General features: G+C 58.2%; 25 protein-coding genes. 9 read left to right on the top strand and 16 right to left on the bottom strand.

The window, feature by feature from the left end; all coding sequences use genetic code 11:
- Window positions 1–2: 2 nt before the first annotated feature.
- The 7 genes from WDO70_11810 to fsa all read right to left on the bottom strand — a co-directional run bounded on the left by WDO70_11810 (window position 3) and on the right by fsa (window position 7,062).
- Window positions 3–854, bottom strand: coding sequence for an ATP-grasp fold amidoligase family protein (locus tag WDO70_11810; protein MEJ0063846.1), 852 nt, complete (start codon window positions 852–854; stop codon window positions 3–5).
- Window positions 855–870: 16 nt separating this feature from the next.
- Window positions 871–2,043, bottom strand: a complete 1,173-nt coding sequence (locus WDO70_11805) for a glycosyltransferase (GenBank protein ID MEJ0063845.1) — start codon at window positions 2,041–2,043, stop codon at window positions 871–873.
- 87 nt (window positions 2,044–2,130) lie between these two features.
- On the bottom strand, window positions 2,131–2,478 hold the full coding sequence (locus tag WDO70_11800; protein ID MEJ0063844.1) for a hypothetical protein: 348 nt from the start codon (window positions 2,476–2,478) through the stop codon (window positions 2,131–2,133).
- 57 nt (window positions 2,479–2,535) lie between these two features.
- Entirely contained in the window at window positions 2,536–3,621 is a 1,086-nt protein-coding gene (locus WDO70_11795; protein ID MEJ0063843.1) for a hypothetical protein, read from the bottom strand.
- A 3-nt stretch (window positions 3,622–3,624) separates the two neighbouring features.
- Window positions 3,625–4,842, bottom strand: coding sequence for a glycosyltransferase (locus WDO70_11790; GenBank protein MEJ0063842.1), 1,218 nt, complete (start codon window positions 4,840–4,842; stop codon window positions 3,625–3,627).
- A 163-nt stretch (window positions 4,843–5,005) separates the two neighbouring features.
- Entirely contained in the window at window positions 5,006–6,367 is a 1,362-nt protein-coding gene (locus WDO70_11785; GenBank protein ID MEJ0063841.1) for a hypothetical protein, read from the bottom strand.
- A 32-nt stretch (window positions 6,368–6,399) separates the two neighbouring features.
- Window positions 6,400–7,062 carry a fructose-6-phosphate aldolase gene (gene fsa, locus WDO70_11780; GenBank protein MEJ0063840.1) on the bottom strand — a complete coding sequence of 221 codons (663 nt, stop codon included), beginning with the start codon at window positions 7,060–7,062 and terminating at the stop codon, window positions 6,400–6,402.
- 46 nt (window positions 7,063–7,108) lie between these two features.
- Here fsa and priA point away from each other — a divergent pair, with 46 nt between their 5' ends.
- From priA to WDO70_11765, 3 genes are all read left to right on the top strand, one after another.
- Window positions 7,109–9,091 (top strand): primosomal protein N', encoded by a 1,983-nt coding sequence (priA, locus tag WDO70_11775; GenBank protein MEJ0063839.1) that lies wholly within the window; start codon window positions 7,109–7,111, stop codon window positions 9,089–9,091.
- A gap of 146 nt (window positions 9,092–9,237) precedes the next feature.
- On the top strand, window positions 9,238–10,164 hold the full coding sequence (locus tag WDO70_11770) for an IS1595 family transposase (GenBank protein MEJ0063838.1): 927 nt from the start codon (window positions 9,238–9,240) through the stop codon (window positions 10,162–10,164).
- A gap of 400 nt (window positions 10,165–10,564) precedes the next feature.
- Window positions 10,565–10,951: a hypothetical protein gene (locus tag WDO70_11765; GenBank protein ID MEJ0063837.1), complete on the top strand. Its 387-nt coding sequence runs from the start codon at window positions 10,565–10,567 to the stop codon at window positions 10,949–10,951.
- Here the strand turns inward: WDO70_11765 and WDO70_11760 are convergent.
- On the bottom strand, window positions 10,931–11,683 hold the full coding sequence (locus WDO70_11760; GenBank protein ID MEJ0063836.1) for a DUF3800 domain-containing protein: 753 nt from the start codon (window positions 11,681–11,683) through the stop codon (window positions 10,931–10,933). The genes WDO70_11765 and WDO70_11760 overlap by 21 nt on opposite strands.
- A gap of 185 nt (window positions 11,684–11,868) precedes the next feature.
- Between WDO70_11760 and WDO70_11755 the strand changes: the two genes are divergently transcribed.
- From WDO70_11755 to WDO70_11745, 3 genes are all read left to right on the top strand, one after another.
- A complete protein-coding gene (locus tag WDO70_11755) occupies window positions 11,869–12,300 on the top strand; it encodes a DUF2946 family protein (GenBank protein ID MEJ0063835.1) in 432 nt (143 codons plus the stop codon).
- Window positions 12,301–12,379: 79 nt separating this feature from the next.
- Window positions 12,380–13,309, top strand: a complete 930-nt coding sequence (locus tag WDO70_11750; GenBank protein MEJ0063834.1) for a hypothetical protein — start codon at window positions 12,380–12,382, stop codon at window positions 13,307–13,309.
- A gap of 89 nt (window positions 13,310–13,398) precedes the next feature.
- On the top strand, window positions 13,399–15,651 hold the full coding sequence (locus WDO70_11745) for a hypothetical protein (GenBank protein ID MEJ0063833.1): 2,253 nt from the start codon (window positions 13,399–13,401) through the stop codon (window positions 15,649–15,651).
- Window positions 15,652–15,695: 44 nt separating this feature from the next.
- Here the strand turns inward: WDO70_11745 and WDO70_11740 are convergent, their stop codons facing one another.
- From WDO70_11740 to purE, 5 genes are all read right to left on the bottom strand, one after another.
- Complete coding sequence (locus WDO70_11740) at window positions 15,696–16,004, bottom strand: hypothetical protein (GenBank protein ID MEJ0063832.1); 309 nt, start codon at window positions 16,002–16,004, stop codon at window positions 15,696–15,698.
- 142 nt (window positions 16,005–16,146) lie between these two features.
- Window positions 16,147–16,335 (bottom strand): DUF4169 family protein, encoded by a 189-nt coding sequence (locus WDO70_11735; GenBank protein ID MEJ0063831.1) that lies wholly within the window; start codon window positions 16,333–16,335, stop codon window positions 16,147–16,149.
- A complete protein-coding gene (locus WDO70_11730; protein MEJ0063830.1) occupies window positions 16,335–17,126 on the bottom strand; it encodes a 3-hydroxybutyrate dehydrogenase in 792 nt (263 codons plus the stop codon). The genes WDO70_11735 and WDO70_11730 overlap by 1 nt, the downstream gene beginning before the upstream one ends.
- A 16-nt stretch (window positions 17,127–17,142) precedes the next feature.
- Complete coding sequence (locus WDO70_11725; protein ID MEJ0063829.1) at window positions 17,143–18,225, bottom strand: 5-(carboxyamino)imidazole ribonucleotide synthase; 1,083 nt, start codon at window positions 18,223–18,225, stop codon at window positions 17,143–17,145.
- Entirely contained in the window at window positions 18,222–18,737 is a 516-nt protein-coding gene (gene purE, locus WDO70_11720) for a 5-(carboxyamino)imidazole ribonucleotide mutase (protein ID MEJ0063828.1), read from the bottom strand. The genes WDO70_11725 and purE overlap by 4 nt, the downstream gene beginning before the upstream one ends.
- 107 nt (window positions 18,738–18,844) lie before the next feature.
- On the opposite strand from purE, the gene WDO70_11715 reads away from it, so the two are divergent.
- A complete protein-coding gene (locus WDO70_11715; GenBank protein MEJ0063827.1) occupies window positions 18,845–19,456 on the top strand; it encodes a diguanylate cyclase in 612 nt (203 codons plus the stop codon).
- Here the strand turns inward: WDO70_11715 and WDO70_11710 are convergent.
- Both WDO70_11710 and WDO70_11705 read right to left on the bottom strand, forming a co-directional pair.
- The gene (locus WDO70_11710) at window positions 19,453–20,757 is read right to left on the bottom strand and encodes an MFS transporter (protein MEJ0063826.1); all 1,305 of its coding nucleotides are present in this window, start codon (window positions 20,755–20,757) and stop codon (window positions 19,453–19,455) included. The genes WDO70_11715 and WDO70_11710 overlap by 4 nt on opposite strands.
- Before the next feature lie 144 nt (window positions 20,758–20,901).
- A complete protein-coding gene (locus tag WDO70_11705) occupies window positions 20,902–21,102 on the bottom strand; it encodes a DUF465 domain-containing protein (GenBank protein ID MEJ0063825.1) in 201 nt (66 codons plus the stop codon).
- A gap of 170 nt (window positions 21,103–21,272) precedes the next feature.
- Here WDO70_11705 and WDO70_11700 point away from each other — a divergent pair, with 170 nt between their 5' ends.
- Window positions 21,273–22,361 (top strand): ATP-dependent 6-phosphofructokinase, encoded by a 1,089-nt coding sequence (locus WDO70_11700; GenBank protein ID MEJ0063824.1) that lies wholly within the window; start codon window positions 21,273–21,275, stop codon window positions 22,359–22,361.
- Between the two features lie 165 nt (window positions 22,362–22,526).
- Entirely contained in the window at window positions 22,527–22,733 is a 207-nt protein-coding gene (locus WDO70_11695) for a YdcH family protein (GenBank protein ID MEJ0063823.1), read from the top strand.
- A gap of 66 nt (window positions 22,734–22,799) precedes the next feature.
- Here the strand turns inward: WDO70_11695 and WDO70_11690 are convergent, their stop codons facing one another.
- Complete coding sequence (locus tag WDO70_11690) at window positions 22,800–23,561, bottom strand: MBL fold metallo-hydrolase (protein ID MEJ0063822.1); 762 nt, start codon at window positions 23,559–23,561, stop codon at window positions 22,800–22,802.
- Between the last annotated feature and the right edge of the window lie 101 nt (window positions 23,562–23,662).

The raw sequence follows: 23,662 nt of genomic DNA, 5'->3' as shown, positions 1-23,662 counted from the left end.
GATTACAGGGTGTCGATTTTCCACAATTCGCCCATTTTCAATTCCCATTCGCGAGGCTGAAAGCCATAGATGCCGCCGCCCGGATAAAATGTCGTTTCCCCGAAATAGACCGCCGGAGGAATCTGATACAGATCGACGCGAACGAAATCGAACTGGCTGCCGATTTTTTCCGCGACCGCGATCATCTCCTCGAGCATTGCCGGGCGCGGCGCAAGGAAATCCGGCGCGGGATACAGGCCGGTAAAGGGCAGCCGCTTCCAGTCCCGGTCATAGAAAGCGCGGGTATGATTGGTGAACCGGTCGTGATCGATCTGGATCGCCCGCACCCGTCCATGAAAAACCAGAAATTTGTAGTCTTCCGGCGGCGCGTCCTGCGGCGTGACGAGCATGCGCTCCACTAAAATTTTGCGCGAAATATCATGATAAGCCCATTCGCGCAGCCTATGCCCGTAACGGAGCGCCAACTGCTGCCGCATGCTCGCGCAAATTTTCTTTTTGTCGATATCCTCCGCCTTGCGGATGAAGAAATGGCCGCCGCTGCCGTGATTGGTCTTGATGGCATAGGGCGGCTCGAGCGTATCGAAGGGAATGTCCTCGGGATCGGTTCCGGTCCATAAAGTGGGAATGACATGTTGCGGCCCGACCAGCCTGGCGATCTCATCCTTGACCGCCGCCTTGTCGGCAAAAAGCGTGAAACGCGGGTTGCGCTGATATAGCTTTCTCCAGACGAGCTTTTCCTGAAAGCCCTTGGGGTGGCGCAAATTCGCAAAACGGCCGAATACCTTGAAGTAAAGCAGCTGCAGCGCCCATTCGTCGGGCAGGCTGTAAAAAAAGGCGCGGGCTAGCTTTTCCAAACACCACTCCGTTGATTTATACAGGTTTCTTCATGCGGGCGCGCTTCGCTTGCTCATATATCTTCATATAGCCCTTGACCATGCTGTCAACCGAATAGGACTGCAAATGAGCCTCCAGCGCCGCGTCCGGCCGCGACGGTTTCGGACGCTGCAATTCTTCTTTCATGGCTTCGGCCATCGCCTGAACGTCGTCAACAGGAACCAAGCGCCCGAATTTGCCGCCGGCCAGAACTTCGCGCGGGCCGGGCGGGCAGTCGGTGCTGACGATCGGCGTTCCCACGGCCAAGGCTTCGATCAGCACATTCGATAATCCTTCGACGCGCGAGGACAGGACGAACAGATCGCCGCGGGCAAAACAAGGATAGGGATTGGCCGCAAAGCCGGGCAGCGCGACATCATCCTTGATCCCCAGTTCTTCGGCGAGCGCCAGCAGCGCCGGTCGCATAGGCCCATCGCCGAGAATTACGAGGCGCGACGGCATTGTCTTGTGCAGCTCGGCGAAAGCGCGCAGCAATATGTCGAAGCCTTTTTGCGGCACCAGGCGGCCGCAGGCCATGATCACCGGCGCGGTTTTTTGCCGAAGCCACGGCAGGTCGGGCTCTGCCGCCGCCAGCCGCCGGATTTCCGCGAAATCGAAACCGTTCATGACCACATGGACGGGAGGACACCGGGCGCCAAGCAAGCTGCGCATGACTTGCGCCGTGCCTTCGGATACCGCGACGATACAGGATGCATACGGATAGAGCAGCTTGACGGCATGCAGCAGCAAAGTGCGGCGCTTTCTATGCTCGAGTCGGGCATAGGCCGTAAGATCGGTATGAACGCATGGAATGATATTGCCGTAGCCGGCAAGACACCCGGCCACGATAGCCAGAAGCGAGGGCTTTTCCATATGCGCCAGCAATATCATGGGACGGCGGCGCCGCAAGTATCCCGCAAGAAATTTAAGAACGCGGAAGGGGTAGAATATCCCTTCCGCCGCTATATCGAACCGCTCGACTCGCGGAACGATAGAGGCCAGGAAATGCCCCCGCGCATTTTGCATGACGAGGTCCATATCGACATCGAGATCCTTTTCCGCGACGTAATTAGCCAGCGTGGCGACGATCTTTTCAGCCCCGCCACCCTCAAGATTCTCGACGAAAATAGCGATATGTTCCGGCGCGCCTGGATTTAAGCCTATAGACATTGCTGCCCTAATCTAGAGTTTTTAGGACATGAGTTTAAAAAATAAGATTAAGGAAATACTTAATAAATTAAGTGGCAGTCGGGCATGTCACTTGCGTTTGAACTTGCGGGACGGCTTTCTGTCCATGGCCAGAAGCGCGATCTCGAAATCGGAAAAACGCTCGCGGAGCACGACATGGACAGCCATGCTCCATCCAAGGATGAAGGCGGGAAAAGAAAGCAGGAAAAACAGGGAGACGGCTCCCTCGCGATCCAGCCTTAAACTATCGTTCAGAAAGAACTCCCATGCCGTCTGGGCGAAAATATAAACGCCGCATGCCGTGACGGCCAAGGCGATCAGGCTATACAGCACGCCGCGCCATACGACCGCCCACAGAATCTCCATGCTGCGGGCCGAAGTCATGGAAATAAAACGAGGCGCGTTATCGGGGTTCATGGCTCAGACGCTAGTTTCTAAGTTATGTCTATACAAGGGAATTGTCATAGGCGGCTATCATGAAAGCGCGGCGGCGGCTTGCGCCTGCGCCGGCTGTTTCTGGTTCACCCGGAACAGGAACTGGAATCCGGGCGCAATCAGCACCAAGACGCTGGAGAAATGGCGCAAATAGCTTCCAAGATCGGGCTCGAATTGCGCCAATGTCAGAATATGCGCCATAAACAACACATACGGCAGACGGGCCGCGCCCTGCATCTTCGAGAAACCCGCCAGAGCCGCCGAAGCATAAAGCGCCACATTAAGCATCATCACCAACTCATTAATCGTAAAGGCGACCAGGAACGGGCAGACAAGCACAAGAACGCCCCATACGGTATTGATGAAGAAATTTAGCACATTGATCGGCGGCAGGAGATTATAGAAATATGTCCGTACGACATGGCCTCCGGCTGCCTGGGATTGCGACAAGGCATACATGTCCCGCGACGACTGGATTTCCCAGAATACTTCCTTGGGCAGGAAGATCATGCCGACCAGAACGAACAGCACGCATGGCAGCCATATCGCCACCGGCGTGCGCGCCATGAAGATAAAGCCCATGAACAAGACAAGAATGAGAAGGTAATAAGGCCGCACCAGAGCGCCATAGAGCGCATACATGAGGACGATGCCGACGAACGCCGGAATCTCCCAATGAGGATTGCGGCAAAGCCGGTAGACGATCAGCGCCATGATCCCGACCAGCGTTTCCTTGGACGGCGCCATGAAATTGAAGACGACGAAGGGGTAGAACAGGAAGGGCATCAGCAGCATGATCCAATAGCTGCGTATGTAGGGAAGGACGACGGCCAGCGACAAGGTGCCCACGATCGCAGGCAAATGCGGAACCAACCATGACGGCATGGCATTATAGAAGATAACCATGGAGCCGAACGCGTTCGCATCGATTTTCTGGGTCTGGATCATCTGCGCAAGACCTTCGGCGTCGCGGAAGAACTTCTCCGGGAGGACGCTGCGGAAGACATAGAAAATCACCAGATAGGCGGCGATCCACACCACCGTATGAATCATCCGCACCTGAGGGCTGGGCTCGCTTTTGAAAAGCCCGCCGAAAATAGATGAGAGGTTATGAAATGCGGCCATCGATCAAGTCCTGAACAGCATAAGGATCGCTTTTCCCATCATGGCGGCTGCCGCCGCGCCCGGCCTGCCGCGCGAGCCGACGCCCACGGGCTCGGCGGCTATTTCTTCTATCAGATGCAGATAACCGTCGATCATGTTGCTGATCGCATAATTATCCTTCAAATAGGCGTTCAGCTGCGCCGCATGGTCTTCGGCCCTGGTTTTCCGGCGGTCGAGCGCGTTCCCCATCGCATCGGCCATGCCTTTGACATCGCCGACTTTCACCAGATCGCCATATTGTCCGTCCTGGAGAATTTCCGAGGGGCCGGACAGGCAGTCGGTGCTCGCCACCTCCATACCGGCAAACAACGCTTCGATCAGCACATTGCCAAACCCCTCGACCTTCGAGGAGAGCACGAATACATCACTACGCGAGAACCATGCCATCGGATTCTGCATATATCCAGGCATCGCGACATCGCCCTCGACGCCGAGCTGGCGCGCGAGCGCCTCAAGCCTGTGACGCTGCGGCCCTTCGCCAAGGATAATCAATCGCGCCGCTTGCCGGCGACGCACAGCCGCAAAGGCGCGCAGCAAGACGTCGAATTCCTTTTGCGGAACCAACCGCCCGCAGCCCACAAAAACCGGCGCGTCTTTATTATTGAGCCACGGAAAATCGATTGCCGCAGCCATGTCATGCCGAAGCCGGTCAAAGTCGAAGCCGTTCTTCACGACAAAAATACGCGGACGCTTGCCCACCAATTTGCGCACCGACCGGCCCGCGCCATCCGAAACCGCCAGAATGGCGTCCGTGAATCGGTAGAAAAAGGCGACAAGATATTTGAGGAAGGTGCGCCGCGTCCGATAGTCGATCATGGCATAGCCGTTAAAATCGACATGGACGCAAGGCACGATATGCCGGTAGCCGACGAACCACGACGCGACGATCCCCAGCAGCGACGGACGTTCGAGATGCGTAAAGAAAACCGCCGGGGGCCGATCCCTCAAATAACGCATGAGCGCGGCGAGAACCCTAAACGGCGAGGCGCGGCCCTGTTCAGATAGATTGATGATTTTCACTTGCGGCGAAAGGCTGTCGATGTGAGTGCCGGTCGCTTCCCACAGCAGCATTTCTATGGGATAGCCGCGCGCCGCCAACGCATTGGCGATGACCACGGTTAGCTTTTCCGCGCCGCCGCCATGCAGATTCTCCAGAAAAATGCCGACCACCGGCAATGTCATCGCCTTACTCCTCAATTTATTCTGAGCCCGTCGAGCTAAAGCACTAATCGATAACGAATATTCACGATACGGCTGGGAGATGGAATTTAATCAATAAGTTTTTTCCACGGGTTAATTCGCGCGCTTTAGGTAGCAGACTTTACCCTAAGCTGTCATGCCAAATTTACGAGCCCTTACAGGCAATTACGGGCAATTTGTCATGGTCCAGCTTCACTAATACGGGCACCCCGCTCAGCGGAATGGCCTTTCGCCTTGGCCGGACCGCCGATTTTCCGAAAATATCCTTCGCTTCCCCGGCCCCTTCGATGACGGCGGAGGACGCTTCATCATCCGTCCAAGCCGCCAGCACCCTCGTTTTATCGCCGCTACGGGGTCCGAACAGGAAGAAATGCTCATGCGGCGAGCAGCTCCGGCCCTTCGCCATGCTTTCCAGTCCCCGCCCCTTCAGCTCCGGCCACACATAACGCATCATCGCGATAGCCGGCTTGTCCTCGCCGTCATAATCCACCATGCCGAAATTATGTTCGTAATCCTTGGGATCGCGGCCGCTGTCGCGCCATTCGTACACCACCGTGAGCGGAAATTTCTCGGCAAGATTGGTCAGATACATCCGCAGCATGAGCGCGGCCTGTTCCTCGCCGCTGAAATCTCGCCAGATTTCGACGCGATGAGGGATATCGTTCTTGTTGATGCTGTAGCCCCATTCGTCGGTCGCCACCGGCACGGGCTTCGCGGGCTGCCACGGCAAAAGCTCGGTTCTTACCCGCCTGTAATCCTTCACCGCCGTTTCCGGCGCGAAAGGACGGTAGGGATGGATCGTAAAAGCGTCCAGGCAGCGCAATGGATTGGCCCGCCCGAACATGCCGAGAATGAATTCGTGACGGATTTCTCCGTTCCCGTAAGCGCCCAGCGCGGGTCCCATCACCCGCGCCGACGGCACGGCCTCCTTGATCGCCGCGCAGCTTTTCTCCAGCAATTCGCCGAACACGGCGGCATCGGCTTGCGGCGGAAATCCCGTATTGGCGTCCGGCTCGTTCCACACCAGCCAGGTGAAGGCGTCCGGGCCGTAAAGCTCGCTGTAATGCCTGGCAGTCGCCGCCGCGAATTTGGCGAAGCCGTCGATAGCCTCCGGCGTGCGCGGCGCGGCCCACATACGGCGCGTCTTGCCGCCGTCGGTCGTATCGACATCCGGCCCGGTATAAAACCGGTTGCCGCGCATCAGCGTGACGGCAACATGCAAGCCGCGTTCGCGCAATATGGCGATAATGCCGTCATAGCTATAATCCGGCCAGTCTTCGTCGCCGGACAGGCGATGCCAGCCGGGCAGCGGCACTTCCCAATCGTAATATTCGCGCTCGCGCTCGACATGATTCCAGTTGATCGCGATTCGCACCGTGCCGATGCCCAGAGCCGCTATCTTTTCCGCTTCGGCGGGGGTGATCCGCTCGTTCTTGACATTGATGCCGAAATTCTCACCGAATACCGGCCCGTCGGCGGCACCAACCGGCGCCGGGAGGCTCGCCATCAATAGAATAAGACAAAGCGAGATCGAGCCCTTCATGCCGCAGGCAAAATCGTCTGCCCCGTCTTCTGCCAGTCGGCCACGAACTGCGCCAAGCCCTTGTCGGTCAGCGGATGATTGAACAGCTGCTTGATCACCGAAGGCGGCATGGTGGCGACATGCGCGCCCAGCTTGGCGGACTCTACGAGATGGATCGGATGGCGCACCGACGCGACCAGCACCTCGGTCTTGAAGCTGTATGCCTCATAAATCTGGCAGATATCGGCAATCAGTTCCATGCCGTCCTGGCCGACATCGTCGAGCCTGCCGACGAAGGGAGAGATGAACGTCGCGCCCGCCTTGGCGGCCAGCAAAGCCTGCGCCGAGGAAAAGCACAGCGTGACATTGACCATCGTGCCCTTGGAGGATAGCGTCTTGCAGACTTTCAGGCCCGCCGGAGTCAGCGGCACTTTGACCGCGATATTCTTGGCGAGCTTGGCGAGATATTCGCCCTCCTTCATCATCGTGTCGAAATCGGTCGCGGCCACTTCGGCGCTGACCGGGCCGCTGACCACGGCGCAGATTTCCTTGATAAGGTCGATGAAATTGCGCCCGCTCTTGGCGATCAGCGTCGGGTTCGTGGTCACACCGTCGAGCAGCCCCGTGGCGGCAAGCTCTTTGATATCGTTCAAATCGGCGGTATCGACGAAAAATTTCATGGTGGAGGCTCCTGTACGAAGAATGATCGATGGGCTAATCTAGCGCATGAATTCAGCTAACGCCATATATGACGTTCTGCTCCCCGTACCGCTGCCGGGAAGCTTCGATTATTTCGGCGATCCGGGGGTTATCGCGCCCAACGGATTGGTCGAAGTGCCGTTCGGCAAGCGCCAGTTGACGGGGTTGGTCCTTGCGGAAAAGACCGGCACAACCCTTGCCCACGACAAGATCAAATCCATCATCGAACCGGCCCCCCTGCCCGCGCTGGATAAAAGCTTCACCCAATTCCTGCTGTGGTCGGCGCATTACAATATGACGCCGCCGGGGATGATGCTGAAAATGGCGCTGATGGGCACGAAGCTGCCTAAACTGCCGAAGAACGCCCCCGAAACCGCGCCGCCCGTCGCGCACCACCATACGCCGCAACTGACGTCGCAACAGCAGGACGCCGCCGCCATTCTGCGCACGTCCTTTGCTGAAAAACAGCCGCAGCCTGTTTTGCTCGACGGCGTCACCGGTTCCGGCAAAACCGAAGTCTATTGCGAGGCCATCGCCGCCTGCCTGGGCGCGGGCAAGCAAGCTCTGGTGCTGATGCCGGAAATCGCGCTGACCACCGCGATGCTGGAGCGCTTCGCGGCGCGGTTCGGCGCGCAGCCGACGGTCTGGCATTCCGATCTCAAAGACCGCCAGCGCAGGATCAACTGGTGGGCCATTGCCAAAGGCGGAGCCAAACTGATCGTCGGCGCGCGCTCGGCGCTGTTCCTGCCCTATGCCAGCCTCGGCCTGATCGTTGTCGATGAAGAGCATGAGGCGGCCTACAAGCAGGAGGAAGGCGTGATCTATCATGCCCGCGACATGGCGGTCGCGCGCGCGCATCACGCAAAAATCCCGGTCATCCTCGCCAGCGCCACGCCGTCGCTGGAAAGCCACGTCAACGCCGAAAGCGGGCGTTACCGCCGCGTCGTGCTGCCCGACAGGTTCGGCGGCGCAACGATGCCCGCGATCCGCCTGATCGACATGCGGACGGAAAACCTGCCGAAGACGAAATGGCTTTCGGCGCCGCTGCTCGACGCCTTGCACCAAACGCTGGCGGCGGGAGAACAGGCGATGCTGTTCCTCAACCGCCGGGGCTATGCGCCGCTGACGCTCTGCCGCACCTGCGGCCACCGCCTGCAATGCCCGCAATGCTCCGCCTGGTTCGTCACCCATATGCGGACGAGCAAATTGCAATGCCATCATTGCGGCTATACCACGCCGCAGCCGCCCGCCTGTCCCGCATGCCAGACGAAAGATCACTTCGCCAGCTGCGGTCCCGGCGTCGAGCGCATCGCCGAGGAAGTCAAAACCCTGCTGCCCCATGCGCGCAGCGCCATCATGTCGAGCGATATCCTGGACAGCCCGCAGGCTATCGCCGGGATTCTCGATCAAGTCCATGGCCGCAAGCTCGATATTCTGATCGGCACGCAGATCATGGCCAAGGGCTATCATTTTCCCGAAATGACGCTGGTCGGCGTGGTCGATGCCGATCTCGGCCTGTCGGGCGGCGATCCGCGCGCAGCGGAACGGTGTTATCAACTTTTGCAGCAGGTGTCGGGGCGCAGCGGCCGCGCCGCCAAAGCCGGGCGCGTGTTCCTGCAGACCTATCAGCCGCAGCACCCGGTCATGCAGGCGCTGGCGAGCGGACGCCGGGCGGAGTTCATCGCCGCCGAGCTTAACGAGCGCCAAACTTACGCCCTTCCCCCTTTTCGCAGACTTGCCGCGATTATCCTGTCGGGCGCGAACGCCGCCGAGGTGGATCAAACCGCCGCTTTCATTGTCCGCAGCGCGCCGCAAGATGAAAAGCTGCGATTGCTCGGCCCCGCGCCCGCGCCGCTTGCGATGCTGCGCGGCAAGCACCGGCGGCGTCTACTGCTGATCGCGGCGAAGGAATTGAACCTTCAGGCGCTGCTGCATGGCTGGCTCGGCGCGATCAAAATCCCGAGCGCCGTCAAACTGCAGATCGATATCGATCCCTATAGTTTTTATTAAAATGATGAATGGCTGATTTTGAGCGCAAGCCCTCTGGGGATAGTCAATAACTCAAGACAAAATTAAAATCAAGGGAAATTTCCGCCATATTATACTTGCCATACCCATAATTTCTGATATAATGGCTTCATCAAACGGAGCCAGCCATGTCAGTCCTGAACGAAAAACATTTCCACGATGAAGAAGCGGCCTATGCGTGGGTTGAAGCCCGCGTATGGCCGAATGGGGTTATCTGCCCGCATTGCGGCGGCGTGGAGCGCATATCCAAGATGCAGGGCAAATCTACCCGCATTGGATGCTACAAGTGCTACCAGTGCCGCAAGCCGTTCACCGTGAAGGTCGGGACTATCTTTGAGTCCTCTCATATCAAAATGCATATCTGGTTACAGGCCATCTTTTTAATGTGCAGCAGCAAGAAGGGGATCAGCAGCAACCAGCTTCACCGGACTTTGGGCATTACCCTGAAATCTGCATGGTTCCTTTCTCACCGGATCAGGGAAGCCATGAAGATCAACGGGCTTCCTCCTATGGGCGGTGGCGGGGAAGTCGTTGAAGCCGACGAAACCTATTACGGCGACAAGGATACCGTCACCAAGCGCACCCGGCTCGGCAAAGCCGCCTTAAGCAGCAAGCGCACCATTATATCCCTGGTCGAACGTAACGGCCCGGCGCGGTCATTTCATGTCCCGATGAACCGCAAGGTCTTTGTCGAGCCGATCCTGGCTGCGAATATCGACCGCAAGGCCAAGCTCTACACTGACGAGAGCAACCTTTATACCGGCATCGGCAAGCAATTCGCCGCTCACGGCACTGTGGCGCATAAGGCTGGCGAGTATGTCAGGGGCAATATCCACAGCAATACCGTGGAAGGCTATTTCTCGATCTTCAAGCGCGGTATGCGCGGTATCTACCAGCATTGCAGCGAGAAGCATCTGCACCGCTATCTGGCCGAGTTCGATTTTCGCTATAGCGCCCGCAAGGGTTTGGGTTATGATGATGTAACCCGCACCGAAAACGCCGTAAAGGGCGTCATGGGCAAGCGGCTAACTTATCGAACGACTGCTGCAGGATAAGCCTTCATGGCTAGAAAACCCAAAAAGGTTCGGCCCAAAACCAAAGATAAAGCCCAAGCCGAGCGGTTCATAGAAACCGCTCGGAAGCTTGGCGCGGATGAATCCGGAAAAAGCTTCGAGAAGGCTTTCAGGAAGATTGTGCCTGTAAAGTCCGGTAAATCCGCCCGAACTTGACTCCCAGGCCATAGACCTTAAAATTCCCTTCCGTGTCCGCTAAAAGGCGGCGCTGGGGTCTGATAAACCCCTGTCATTGGCGGCTTTGTGTGACCGTCTTCGCACTCCCCACCGTATGGTCGGGGAGGCGCATGTGTATGTTCAGGGCGAAAGTCTAAAGACATGCGCGGCCTTTCCAATGACAGGTCTTATCACTCCCCGATCACCAGATGGGGGAGTGCGAACTATGCTTTTTGTCATAGCTGTTCTTTTGTGCCTGATACTGATTACCTTAGTATGGGGAAGAGATTTCACTGCGGCCATCATCAAATTGTCTTTTGTGCTGGCGATTTTTGCCGTGGCTGCAATCCTTATCATTGGGCTTCTGTGGTTTGCGTTTTATTGGATTTCCGAACATTGGGAAATTTTTGTTAGGAAATTGGCGGCTCTTGGATTGATGACTGTTTGTATGGCTGTCATTTTTGCCACCCTCTACATTAAAGATCGTGGTGTCAAAAAATTCCCTTGGATAGAACGCATAAAATCAGGATGGAGAATCATCATCATCTCAACAGTTTTAATTGTTATCCTTTCTGCTGTCGCGATATGCGCTTCAAGCCTTGGCGTGCGATGATGGGCGCGGAGATTGATATTTGGGGAGTTTTTCCAATTCTCCAATCAAAAAGTCCATATTGCTTTGATCATAATATTTAAGAACGAATTTTCCGCTATTTGGTTTAAGCGCGTCAAAAGCACGACGGTTTGACGCGGCTATATTTCGCAGCCGCTTGTTAGCTTCATAGGCAAGAACGTCGGCTGCTTGCAATGGGGGATAGTCTTTTTTGGCTCCAAACGAAAAGCTCATGATAGAGCTATTCGGATTCATGGTATTGTGAACATGGTCATAGACTTTAAGAGCGTCCTCTCTCATGTTGTTTATCTCATGATAGAAGGCAATCCGCTCCATGCTTTCATTCTTATTTTTCTCGGCCATGATTAGGGCGATAGTCCAAAGCAGGCAGGCTCTATATGGTGACCCCAGAACTTTCAATAGGCCACGCTTCCCGTTCATGGCTTGCTTTAGATCGTTTAAGTTAATGGCGACCGCAAATCCCATAGCTGTATATTGCGGGATAATGGGAAGTGCCCTTTTAACAATTTCGGTTACATCTTCGGTTTTCCATCCCTTGAACTCACCCCTCAGATTCGCGGCATCGGTGGCGTGATAGCACTTAATGGGACGTATGGCGCACTTCCATTTCTTGGTAAACTCACCCCATTCTTTCGGGCGCGCAAGATAGGCCCCGACCGAAACAACCGGCGAGTCGTCATGAATGCCAGATTCATCCATATAGACCTTAATCACGCACACCATCCCCGGCTTGTCGGCGAGGACTGACCTGCTTAACTGCGCGATATCGCACCCCGAACTCATTTTGTCCTCATTTCCGCTTTACCCGATTCGTTTTGGGTATGCAATGTATAATATGGTGGAAATTTCCCACACACCAAATCCGCATGGTTTTCAGGGGTTTATAGGCAGCCTTTGACATGAGCCGCGATCATGTTATATGGCGCGTCATGCGCTCCGCCCTCCTCAACCGCCCGCTGATTTATCTGCTTGGCGCTTTGCTGCTGCTCAAGGCGGCGATGCCGCTGGGATTCATGCCCGATATGGCCGCCCTGCGGCAGGGCATCGTCAAGATTACGATATGCTCGGCCTATGGCGCGCAGCAGATTTACGTCGATCAAGACCTCAACAAAACCGATCCGAAAAAAGACGGCGGCGAGCATCAAGCCGAAAAACATTTCCAGTTTTGTCCGTTCGAGAAAGCGTCGAGCTTCGCGCCGCCCGCGATGGCGGCGCTGTTCGCCGTGCCGTTCCTTTTCCTTTATTTCAAGCGCCGGCATGAACCGGATTCTCGACTGCGGCACGAGCATGTAACCGCCGCATGGCCGCGCGCGCCGCCTCTCCGCTCCTGAACCATCCAAACAATCAAAATCCATGACGCCGCGCATTCCGCGCGGCGCATTCATGCACCCATGCATTCAGGAGATACCTATGAAACTGTTCCACCGCCTATTGCCAGCTATCGCTTTGCTGGCCGGTTTAATGCCGAACGCCGCCCTAGCCTGCGCCTGCGGCTGCGGCGTCTTCGATGTCGGCACCGGCACCATGATGCCGACCGGCGAAGGAGGCCGCGCCTGGATTGAATACGACCATATGAGCCAGAAGCAAAACCGGAGCGGGATGTCCGCCGCGCCGGAAGACGATAACGAAGACCGGCGAATCCGCAGCGATTTCTATACCTTCGGCGCGGAATATATGTTCAGCCGCAGTTGGGGCGCGATAGCGGAAATTCCCTACGTCGAGCGCCGCGTCAGGTCCGCCGACGAGGACAGCGGCGACCTCAACGACATCCAGCATGCCGCTTTCGGCGACGTGAAGCTGCGGGGCGTTTATTCCGGATTCTCAGGCGACATGTCCACCGGCGTCACCTTCGGCGTCAAATTGCCGACGGGCGATTATACCTATCCCGGCTTCGAGCGCGATGTCCAAACCGGCACGGGCAGCGTCAATATGCTGCTCGGCGCCTATCACATGGGCGCGCTCGACACAAAAGGCATGTTCAACTGGTTCGCCAACATCCTATGGGACCGCCCTTTCATCACCCAGGACGGCTACCGCCCCGGCACCGAAACCAATGCCGCCATCGGCAGCTATTACAACAAGGGGATCGATCTGGGCGGCGCGGGCAAGCTTTCCCCGCTGCTGCAGCTTATCGGCTCTTACCGCCTGCGCGACGGCGGCCCGAACGGCGACCCGTCGAACAGCGGCTACCGGCGGCTGCTGATTTCGCCCGGCATCGAATACGCCTTCAAAGCGGTGAAGCTGTATGGCGACGTTGAGATCCCGGTTTTCGAGGATTTCAACGGCAATCAGCTTGCGGCCCCGGTGCAGTTCAAGCTCGTTGTCGGCTACAGTTTCTAAGGGAAACAGCCGGAGGGATTGGATTTGCCTTCCGGCTGGTTTTCCATGACACTTGGGAATCTGATTCGCCCTATTGCCGGATGCCCATCATGACCCAAACCGATAGTCCAAGCTTGCTGACGAAACGCAGTTATTGGCTGCTCGCCGCCGTGGTTATCGCCATCACCGCCATGACCGGCGGCGCGATGTTCATCAGCTACAATATGCCGCCTTCGTCGCACATGACGACCCTGGTCTGGCTGACGATTTTGGGAGCCGTGACGGCGGGCCTGACCGCTTTCGAGCTCTACCGCCAGCTCACCCGCGACCTCGCCGTTCCCCTCGCCCAGCTCGCGCAAAGCATCGAGAATATGAGCGACGGCGATCTAACCGCGCCGATATGGGGACAAGAGCGCACCGACGCCATCGGCGCGCTGGCCCGCAGCGCCGACAAGACGCGGCAGTATTTCGCGCAAATTCCGGATGCCGTCATCGCCACGCCCGACGGCCCCGCCCATCTGAAATTCAACGGCAAGAGCGAAGGGCTGTTCGCGCTGCTGCAGGAAACCATGATGAACGCGCTGCATGCCGTGGGCGAGACCGTCGTGCGGCTGCAGGCCGACAGCGACCATCATCGCGCCAGCGCGCAGGAAACCGCCGAAGGCCTGTCGCGGAATTTGCAGGAATTAACTCAAGCCGTGCGCAGCGGCATGGCCGGATTGCAGCTGCTGCAGGGGAATATGGAGCAATCGGCCGGATCGCTGCAGCGGACTCAGGACAAGGCGATCGGGCAGCTTGCCGCCGTGCTGCCGAAGCTTGAGGAGCGCGCCGGAACCCTGACGGAGATCGTGCGCCTTGCCGGAAAGCAGACTGAATCCACGCTCAAGCAATTGCAGCAATCCAACAAGACGATGCATGAGGCGGCGCAGTTCAGCAATGTCGTCGGCCAGAAATTCGCGCGCGAAGGCGAAGACCTCGCGGCGCGCATGTTCGCGGCGATCACCATGCTCCGTAACGGCGGCAAAGTTTTGACCGAGACCAACGAAGTCGCCCGCAGCCGCATGAATGAAATCCTCACGACCATGGGCGACGCCGAGCAAGCCTTGCGCGCCATGCTCGATCATGCGGCCTCGCGCATGACGCTGACCGCCGACGTCGCCGACAGGATCGCCGATCTGTCGGTCCGCACCGAAGCCAGCGCCGGCATGATGGCCAGCGCCGTGGACGGGCTGATGCAGCATAACACGTCCCTCGCCAAGCAGGTCGACAGCGGCGGCAAGCGCCTGGACGGGATGCTGCGCGGCGTCGAAGCCTTGCAGCACAATCTCGCGGGCGCGACGGCGGGCATCGCCGCGCGCGGCGAACAGATCGAGCATGTGCTGCGCCATATGCGGGGCCAGCACGACAAGCTGATGGCCGAATTGACCAAGAGCGGCGGCGACGCGGCATCCGGGCTCAGCAGGGTGGCCGCCGAGAGCGAGCAATTGATCTCGCGGGTCGAGGCGCAGTTGGCCCTCGCTAGCGCTATCGCGGACGGCGAGTTGCGCCGCCTGGGCGATGCGACGGCGGCGGCGGCGGAAAGCGCCGAGCTTGCCAGCACGCAGCTGACCTCCGCGACGCGCCTGCTGCTCGAGGGCGGCACGAAAGTCGAAATCGTCGCGGGCGGCATGCAGGGGCAACTGGCGCGGCTCGACCGTGAAATCGGCGACGCGATCGACAACATGGCGGCGCGCACCGACGAGATCGCGACGCGCAACGAAACGCGGCTTACCGCCATTTACGGCAAAGTCGAAGATATGGCGCAGCGCCTCGCCGCGCTGAACCAGCTTACCGGCGCGCTCGGCCAGGTGGCGGGACAACTGGGACAGATCATTCCGCAAATCGGCCAGGATGGCGAAAAGACGGAGATCGACAGTCTGCGCCGGGAAATCGAGGATTGGCGGCGCGATATCGGCGCGGCGCTGGCTTCCATGCCGGAACAGTTGCATGAGCGAATCGGAGGCAAGCTGGCCGAAATCGAAGAGGCGAGCGGATTTGTCGCCATGCAGGTCACCGCGCCCGCGCATGACACGCCGCAGCTGATGACGGCGCTGTCCGGAATCGTGTCGGCGCTCGGCCAGATTTCCAGCCAGTTGAACAGGCTGGATGGGCGTCTGCCGCGCCATGCCGCCAACGACCAGAATAACAATGTCGTGCCTCTGCCTGCCGCTGCCGGGCCGCCCGATCAAATCGATCAGGCCCTGACGAACATGACCGACATCTTCTCCTCGCTGCGCGACCGCGGCGACGATGTCATCAACCGGCTGAACGAAGTCGCCGTGCATCTGCAAACGGCGGCGGATAAGATTCAGAAGGATTCTTAGAGCCTATTACGCCGATATAGCTCTCTTGTGATAAGCCGTGCGCATTAAGACATTCCACGAGCTTTTCCTTCCTCTGTTAGACAAAACATGGCGGATCCATTTTTATCTTCCTCGTCGGTCTTCTTTACGAAAGAAGCTGTAAGAAAATCTTCAAAAACCTCCATTGGAAGTTCTAAGCAACTATTGGAATAACCTAAAGGGTTAGAAAGTCCTGCCCGACGGCCATCTTTATCTCCCATCGTAATGGCATCACGCTTTCCTGTGATTCCCCCAGGAACATCTTTCTCATAGAAAAGATAGAGATTGTTTTTCGCGATAAACTCTAAATACTCAGTGGAATTCATATTTTGCATGACGTTTTCCCTCTATTGTTCGTGCAATTGACATGGGGAAACGACTAGCCCGATACAAGTAGTACGTTCTTACATTCTTATTCTTGTGATTTATATGCCACAGGGGTTTATTTCATTCCGAAAAAGCTTTGCCGCTTCAACTTCAGGATATTTCTTCATCCTCCACCCGATGCCCTTCATGGCGGGCGCGGTCGAGCTCGGCCTGTTGCTTGCCGTGTTTCTTCTCGGCCTTGGTGCGGCCGAATTTCAGCCGGTTGGCGTCGGCCTGTCCCGCTTCGGCCTCGCGCTTTTTGCCCCTGCGGGCCTGACGGAGATTGACGATCTCGGCCATCAACCCGCCGTCCAGCCGCCATCGATGGAAAGCGCCGCGCCGGTGATTTGTTCGGCGGAAGCGGAGCAGAGATACAGCACCATCCCGCCGATATCTTCAGGCTTGACGAATTGCTTGCTCGGCTGCTTTTCGCCGAGCAGCTTGTCCGACGCCGCCTGCACGCTGATATTCTCTTTCGCCGCAATGGCATCGATCTGTTTCTGCACAAGCGGCGTCAATACCCAGCCGGGGCATATGGCGTTGCAGGTGATGCCCTGCCCCGCCGTCTCCAGCGCCACGACTTTGGTCATGCCGACGATGCCGTGCTTGGCCGAGACATAGGCGATCTTCTGCGCGCTGGCGACCAGACCATGCGCCGAGGCGATATTGATGATCCGCCCCCAGCCCGCCTTGCGCATCACCGGCAACGCGCTGCGGATGCCGTAAAAGGCAGACGACAGGTTGGTGGCGATCACCGCGTCCCATTTTTCCAGCGGAAATTCCTCGACCGGCGCAACGAACTGAATGCCCGCGTTGTTGACCAGGATATCGACCGAGCCGAACGCGGCCTTCGCCGCCTCCACCATCGCCGCGACCTGATCCGCCTTGGTCACGTCGGCGCCGTTATAGGCGACCTTGCCATTGCCTTCGGCTTCGATGCTCTGGCGCGTCTTTTCGATCTCGGCGGCGTCGCCGAAGCCGTTCAGCATGACATTCGCGCCCGACTTCGCAAGCAGATGCGCGATGCCAAGCCCGATCCCGCTCGTCGAGCCGGTGACGATGGCGGTTTTGCCTTTAAGATCCTGAGTCATATCGCGCTCCGTTGTCTTAGGTTTTCACTATCGTCACATGGCCCATCTTGCGTCCAGTCCGAATTTCGGATTTTCCATAAAGATGCAGATGGGCGTTCGGCGTCTCCAGCCATTGGAGACAATTTTTCACATCATCGCCAATAAGATTATGCATCACGGCGTGGCCGCAAGCCTCCGTCGAACCCAAAGGCAGCCCGCAGATCGCCCGCACCAGCTGCTCGAACTGGCTGGTGGCGCAAGCATCCATCGTCCAATGGCCGGAATTATGCGGGCGGGGGGCGATTTCATTCATCAGCGCCATGTTTCCCGCCGAATCCGGCTTTTTTAAGACGAACATTTCCACCGCCAGCAGCCCGACGACCTTCAGCGCCTCGGCGAGACGCAGGGCCATGGCTTCGGCTTGCTGTTTAACCTGGGGCGGAATATCGGCAGGCGCATGAGTTTCCGCGAGGATACCATCTTTATGAATATTCAGCACGGGAGGATAAACCGCCGTGGCGCCGTCGGCGCGGCGCGCGGCGATGACGGAAATTTCAAAAGCGAAATCTACCATCGCTTCGAGAATGGCGGGCGCGCCGCCGATTTTATCCCATGCCGCCGCCGGATCGTCGCCCGGCATGATCCGCGTCTGGCCCTTGCCGTCATAACCCATCCGGCGGGTTTTCAGGATCGCGGGCGGTTTAATGGTTTGCAGAGCCGCCGCCAGTTCCGCCGCGCTATTCACGGCGATGAAATCCGCCGTGGCGATGCCAAGCTCGCGAGCGAAAGTTTTCTCGTTCACGCGATCCTGCGCCACCGACAGGACTTTCGCGCCGGGATGAACGGCCACGATATCCGCGACGGCCTCGATGGTCTCAAGCGGAAGATTTTCCCAGCCGAACGTCACGACATCGACGGCGCGGGCGAAGCGCGACAGCGCCGCGTATTCGGCGAAGCTTCCCAGCGTAACCCGGCTGCTGACTTGCGCCGCGGGTTCGCTGTCGCTTTGGCAATAGATGTGCGTCTTGTATCCGAGCGCGGCAGCGGCCAGCGCCGTCATGCGCTCAAGCTGTCCCCCGCCGAGAATGCCGATGGTTGAGCCGGGGGGGACAACTTTCATTCAGGCCGCAGCGCCACGCTGGAGGTTTGCTTCGAGCGCCATGCCGCATAGCGTTTGGCGAGCGCGGGATCGTGACCGGCAAGAATGCTCACGGCCAGCAGCCCGGCATTGATCGCGCCCGCCTTGCCGATCGCCAGCGTGCCGACCGGAATTCCGGCGGGCATCTGCACGATGGAGAGCAGGCTGTCGAGGCCGTCGAGCGTTTTCGATTCCACCGGCACGCCGAGCACCGGCAAGGGCGTCATGGCGGCGATCATACCGGGCAGATGCGCCGAGCCGCCCGCGCCCGCGATGACGACCTGAATACCGGCGTCGGCGGCCTTCGACGCGAATTCGTAAAGCCGCTTCGGCGTCCGGTGCGCCGAGACGATCTTGACGTCATGCGCCACCTTAAAATCCGTCAGAACCGCGGCGGCGTGCTGCATGGTCGCCCAATCCGACTGGCTGCCCATGACGATGGCGACAAGAGGCTTCCGCGAATTGTTAACCGTATGTTGAGTTTTGCGTTTCATGGTGGGTTATCGAAGGACGATCTTGAAGCTGGCATGCTGGTATTCCCTCCCCTTGAGAGAGGAAACCAAACTAGCCTGATTTGATTCGCATTCCAAGGCCGGAGATTATGCCGCAGACCAGTTTTCCGCCAGATCATGATCCCCTCGCCGACGCCGCCTTGACGCCGGAGCAGCGCGCCGCATGGCAGAAGTTCCGCGCCGATCATGCGCGGGTTCAGCAAAAACTCATCGAATTCCAGGCCAGGCAGAGCGCCAGCGAAGAAACGCCGGCCTTCGGCATGATTCTGTCGCGGCCGGAGTTCAACCGCGAAGTGGCGCGGCTGCTGGCGCTCGAGGAACGCTATGGCGGGACGTCGAGCCTGATCTATTTCGATTGCGACAATCTCGGCACCCTGACCGAGCAATCCGGACGCAACGTCACCAACGCCGCGATCCGCGTCATCGGCGACCGGCTTTTGGGACAGGTGCGCGCCTGCGATATCGTGGGAAGACTCGACGCCAGCGAATTCGGCGTGCTGCTGACGCGCTGCGGCACCGACGACGCCTGGCGCAAGGCCGAACTTCTTGCCGAGCATATGCGGGATGCCGTGCGCAAAATCCACGGCCAGGTTTTCGTGCTGGAGGTCAGCTTCGGCGCTTACACTTTCGCCGGGCGCGAAGACGTGACGAACGGCATCCAGTCCGCCGCCAGGGCGATGCTGGGGAAAAAAGCAAGCTAGCCAGGCGCCCCTTCCGGCACGGCGGCGCTTTCTTCCAGCTCGGCCAGGGTCATGGCCCCGCCTTTGATTTCCACATAGTCCATGTCGTTGTGAAAGCTCTCCCGCAGGCGCGCGAGCGCCAGCAGGCTGAGACCGAATACGGCGACGGCGAGGATCGCGGCGCTGTTCAAGACGCCTAGGCTTTCCTTCATGGCGCCGAACGCCAGCGTAATCGGCACGATGGAGCCGCGCACGAAATTCGGGGCCGATGTCGTGGCCGTGGCGCGGAGATTGGCGCCGAACTGCTCGGCCACCATGGTGAGAAAGACCACCCAGAAACCGCCGCAGAAGCCGAGCGGCACGCACAGCGCGTAATACAGATTCGCCGAAGATAGCGGCAACAGCAGCACCGCAAGGCTGAACACGAGGCCCATCGCGATGAACAGCGCGATGGCGCGCTTGCGGCTGCCCAGATTTTGACTGATCATGCCGCAGAATAGCGTGCCGAAGGTCAGGCTGCCGTAATAAATCATCGTCGCGTATATCGTCTTGGGAACTTCTTGCATGCCGAGCGCGGTTCCGATCTCGGGCGCGAAGGCGATCAGCACGCCGATCACGAACCATAGCGGCACGCCGACGAGAATGCAGTATATGTACCGCATCAGCCGCGCGGGAGAGGTCAGGATCATCATCACGTCGCCATGACGCAAATCCTTGTGCGCGCAGGCCGCGCGGAAAATCCCGCTTTCGCATAGCGAGACGCGCATCGCCAGCAGCGCCAGCCCCATCACGCCGCCGACGATATAGGCGTTCGTCCAGCTCATCATGTCGCCGATCAGGCCCGCGACGACCGCGCCCAGGCTGCCCATGACGACGATCACCATGGTGCCGTAGCCGCGCGTTTCCTTGGGCATCATTTCGGTGACCAGCGTGATGGCCGCGCCGACTTCGCCCGCCAGCCCGACGCCGGTTATGAAACGGCACAGCGCGTATTGCGGAATGTCGGCGACAAAGGCGTTGCCGATATTGCCTATGGAATAAAGCAGGATCGAGCCGAACAGGACTTTGATCCGCCCGAGCTTGTCCCCCAATATGCCCCACAGCAAGCCGCCCGCGAGCATGCCGCCCATTTGCATATTGAGCAGATACATGCCCTCGCTCATCAGAGCGTCGCCGCTGACGCCGATGGCCTTGAGGCTCGGCACGCGCAGAATTGCGAAGAGGATAAGGTCGAAAACATCGACGAAATAACCGAGCGCCGCGACCATGACGGCCAGCGCAATGCGGCGGTCGGTCGTAACGGCTTGCCAGAACTTTTTCATGCGCATGCTCTCCGGCCAGATGAGATCATGCTATCTTTAGATGATGCGGCTTATCACGCGCAACCGGAATTCTGGCCAGCAGCGGTCATAGCGGCGATTCGCCGCGCAAAGGCGCGGCCCGGCAAAACACGTCTAACGCCCTCATCAGGCGATGATATCCGGAAGCATCTTGCCTTCGATTTGCATGGCCTGATCCTTGATTTGGAGCTTTTTTTTCTTCAGGCGCTGCAATTGCAGGAGATCGGGGGTGGTGCGCTGCGCCAATGCGGCGATAGCATCGTCAAGGTCCCTATGCTCGGCCTTCAGCGCGGCCAGGCGCGCCTTTAATTGTTCCTGGTCTTCCATTAACATTCGTGCCTGATTTTCCGAAAATGGCTTCGGGGTTAAAGTCCCGTCCACCCAGTTCTTCATATCAGAAAATAACGCTAAAAGCCATTTTTTCTTGTCATTTTTCTTGTCATGTTAACCCATTCCCTATTTATATTGCTCTTCCTTGATTCTCCAATAGGTTTTCCATGGCTAAAACTCCTGCTAAGCGCATCGGCATTCTTACGAGCGGCGGCGACTGCGCCGGGCTTAACGCCGTTATCCGCGCCGTCGTGCTTCATGCCGCCACCCTGGGATGGGAAGTGGTCGGCATTCTGGACGGCACGCACGGCCTGCTGATCGATCCGCCCGGCATCAGGCCGCTGAGCGTCGCCGACGTCGACACCATCATGCTGCGGCTCGGCGGCACGGTTCTCGGCACCACCAATAAGGGCGACCCCTTCGCCTATCCCATGCCGGACGGCACGCTCAAGGACCGGTCGAACGAAATCATCGACGGCATCAAAAAGCTCGGCATCGACGCCGTCATCGGCATCGGCGGCGACGGCAGCTTGGCGATCCTGCGCCGCCTGGCGCAACAAGGCGGATTCTCGCTGATCGGCGTTCCCAAGACCATCGATAACGACCTCGGCATGACCGAGACTTCGATCGGCTTCGATACCGCCGTCGCCATCGCGACCGAAGCCCTCGACCGGCTGCAGCCGACCGCCGCGAGCCACGACCGCGTCATGGTGCTTGAAGTCATGGGACGCGATGCCGGGCATATCGCACTGGCGGCAGGCATTGCCGGTGGCGCCGATGTCATCCTGATTCCTGAAATTCCCTATGACATCCGCAAGGTCGCCACGCATATCACCCAGTTGCGCGACCAGGGACGCAATTTCGCGCTCATGGTCGTATCCGAAGCGGTCAAGACCGTCGACGGAGGCAACCTCACCAAGAATTTCCACGGCGGGCAAAAGCGGTTGGGCGGAATCGGTACCTATATCGCCGAACAGATTTCCGAGATGTCCAATGCCGAAACCCGCGTCACGACGCTCGGCCATGTGCAGCGCGGCGGCCAGCCCAGCGCCCAAGACCGGCTGCTGGCTTCCGCCTTCGGCGTCCATGCCGTCGAGCTGCTCAAGGAAGGCAAAAGCGACCGCATGGTCGCCTGGCAGAACCGCAAAGTCGTCGATGTCGCCATCACGGATGCCATCAAACAATATCAAAACGTTCAGCAGGACGGCACTTTGATGTTGACCGCTAGAGGCTTAGGCATTTGTTTTGGCGACTAGGTTAAGAAAAATTTAATAAGCTATTGGTCGGCCAGACAATCATTCCGAATACGAAATCTTATTGCTTTTGTAGTGCGTTGCAGCACGACACATGAGTTTTTTATGTTGGAATCGTATATACTTCGTCCCGGTTTACAAACTCAACGTAACGAGGGAGGTGCCGAAATGTCATTGATTCAACGGATTGAGACCTTACGCAAACGCCACGCCGAACTTGATGGATGGCTTTCCGAAGAAGAGCACCGCCCCCTCCCCGACATTACGAGAGTCCGGCAATTCAAACGGGAAAAACTTAAGCTGAAAGACAAGATTTTCAGCCTCGCCCATGCCGATAGCGACAGTAATATGGGTCAACAACGACAACGCGCATAAGCCATCATTACCGCTATCGACGTAGCTCCCCCTCCTTTGGCAGGGGGAGCTATATTGTTATATGGGCTATATTATTATCTCAAGCCCGTCATAGGCCGGCTCGACGCCCGGCGGCAAGCGCCGCTTCAAATCATTGTAATCCAGCGTCTGGTTCATATGCGTGATGTAAGCCCGTTCCGGCTTCACGCGGGCGATCCATTCCAGGGTTTGCTCCAAATGGGAATGCGTCATATGCGGCTCGTCGCGAACGGCGTCGACGATCCAGGTTTTGATCCCCTCTAAAGCTTTGAACGCAGCCTCGTCCAGATTTTTCGCGTCAGTGGAATAGGCGAAATCGCCGAAACGGAATCCCAGGCTTTCCGAATGGCCGTGATCCTGAACGAAGGGCCGCACGGTCATGCTGCCGAATTGCATGGCGCCGGTTATTTCATGGCAGACCACGGCGGGCCGAAAAAACTTCCCTTCTTCCTTGTGAAGAAAAGCATAGGCGAAACGATGCCGGATCTCGGCGAGCGTTACGGCATCGGCATAGATATCCATCGGCTTTTGCTGCCGGAGATTGAGATAGCGGATATCGTCGAACCCATGCATATGGTCGGCATGCGCGTGGGTGTAGAGAATGGCGCTGATCTTTTCAGGCCGCGCGCGCAATAACTGGGCGCGCATATCCGGCGTGGTATCGACAAGCAGCGTGATGTCTTCGTCCTCGACCAGAATGGAAGGACGGGTGCGATTGTTCTTCGGCTCATTCGGATCGCAGACGCCCCAATCGCCCGCAACCGTCGGCACGCCGCCCGATCCGCCGCAGCCAAGTACGGTGATTTTCATGCCTAGCCCTAGCTCACGGCTTTCCAGCAACGGCCAGGCGTTTTCCGGTGCTCAGACATGCTTACTTTTTGGAGTCCTTGGTCGGCTTCTGGCCGAAAGGC

This window comes from Alphaproteobacteria bacterium, from assembly GCA_037200005.1.
Classification (GTDB): domain Bacteria; phylum Pseudomonadota; class Alphaproteobacteria; order UBA9219; family RFNS01; genus JBBCGY01.
Note: the sequence above shows the minus strand (reverse complement) of the source record. Positions and strands in the feature narration are given on the sequence as shown.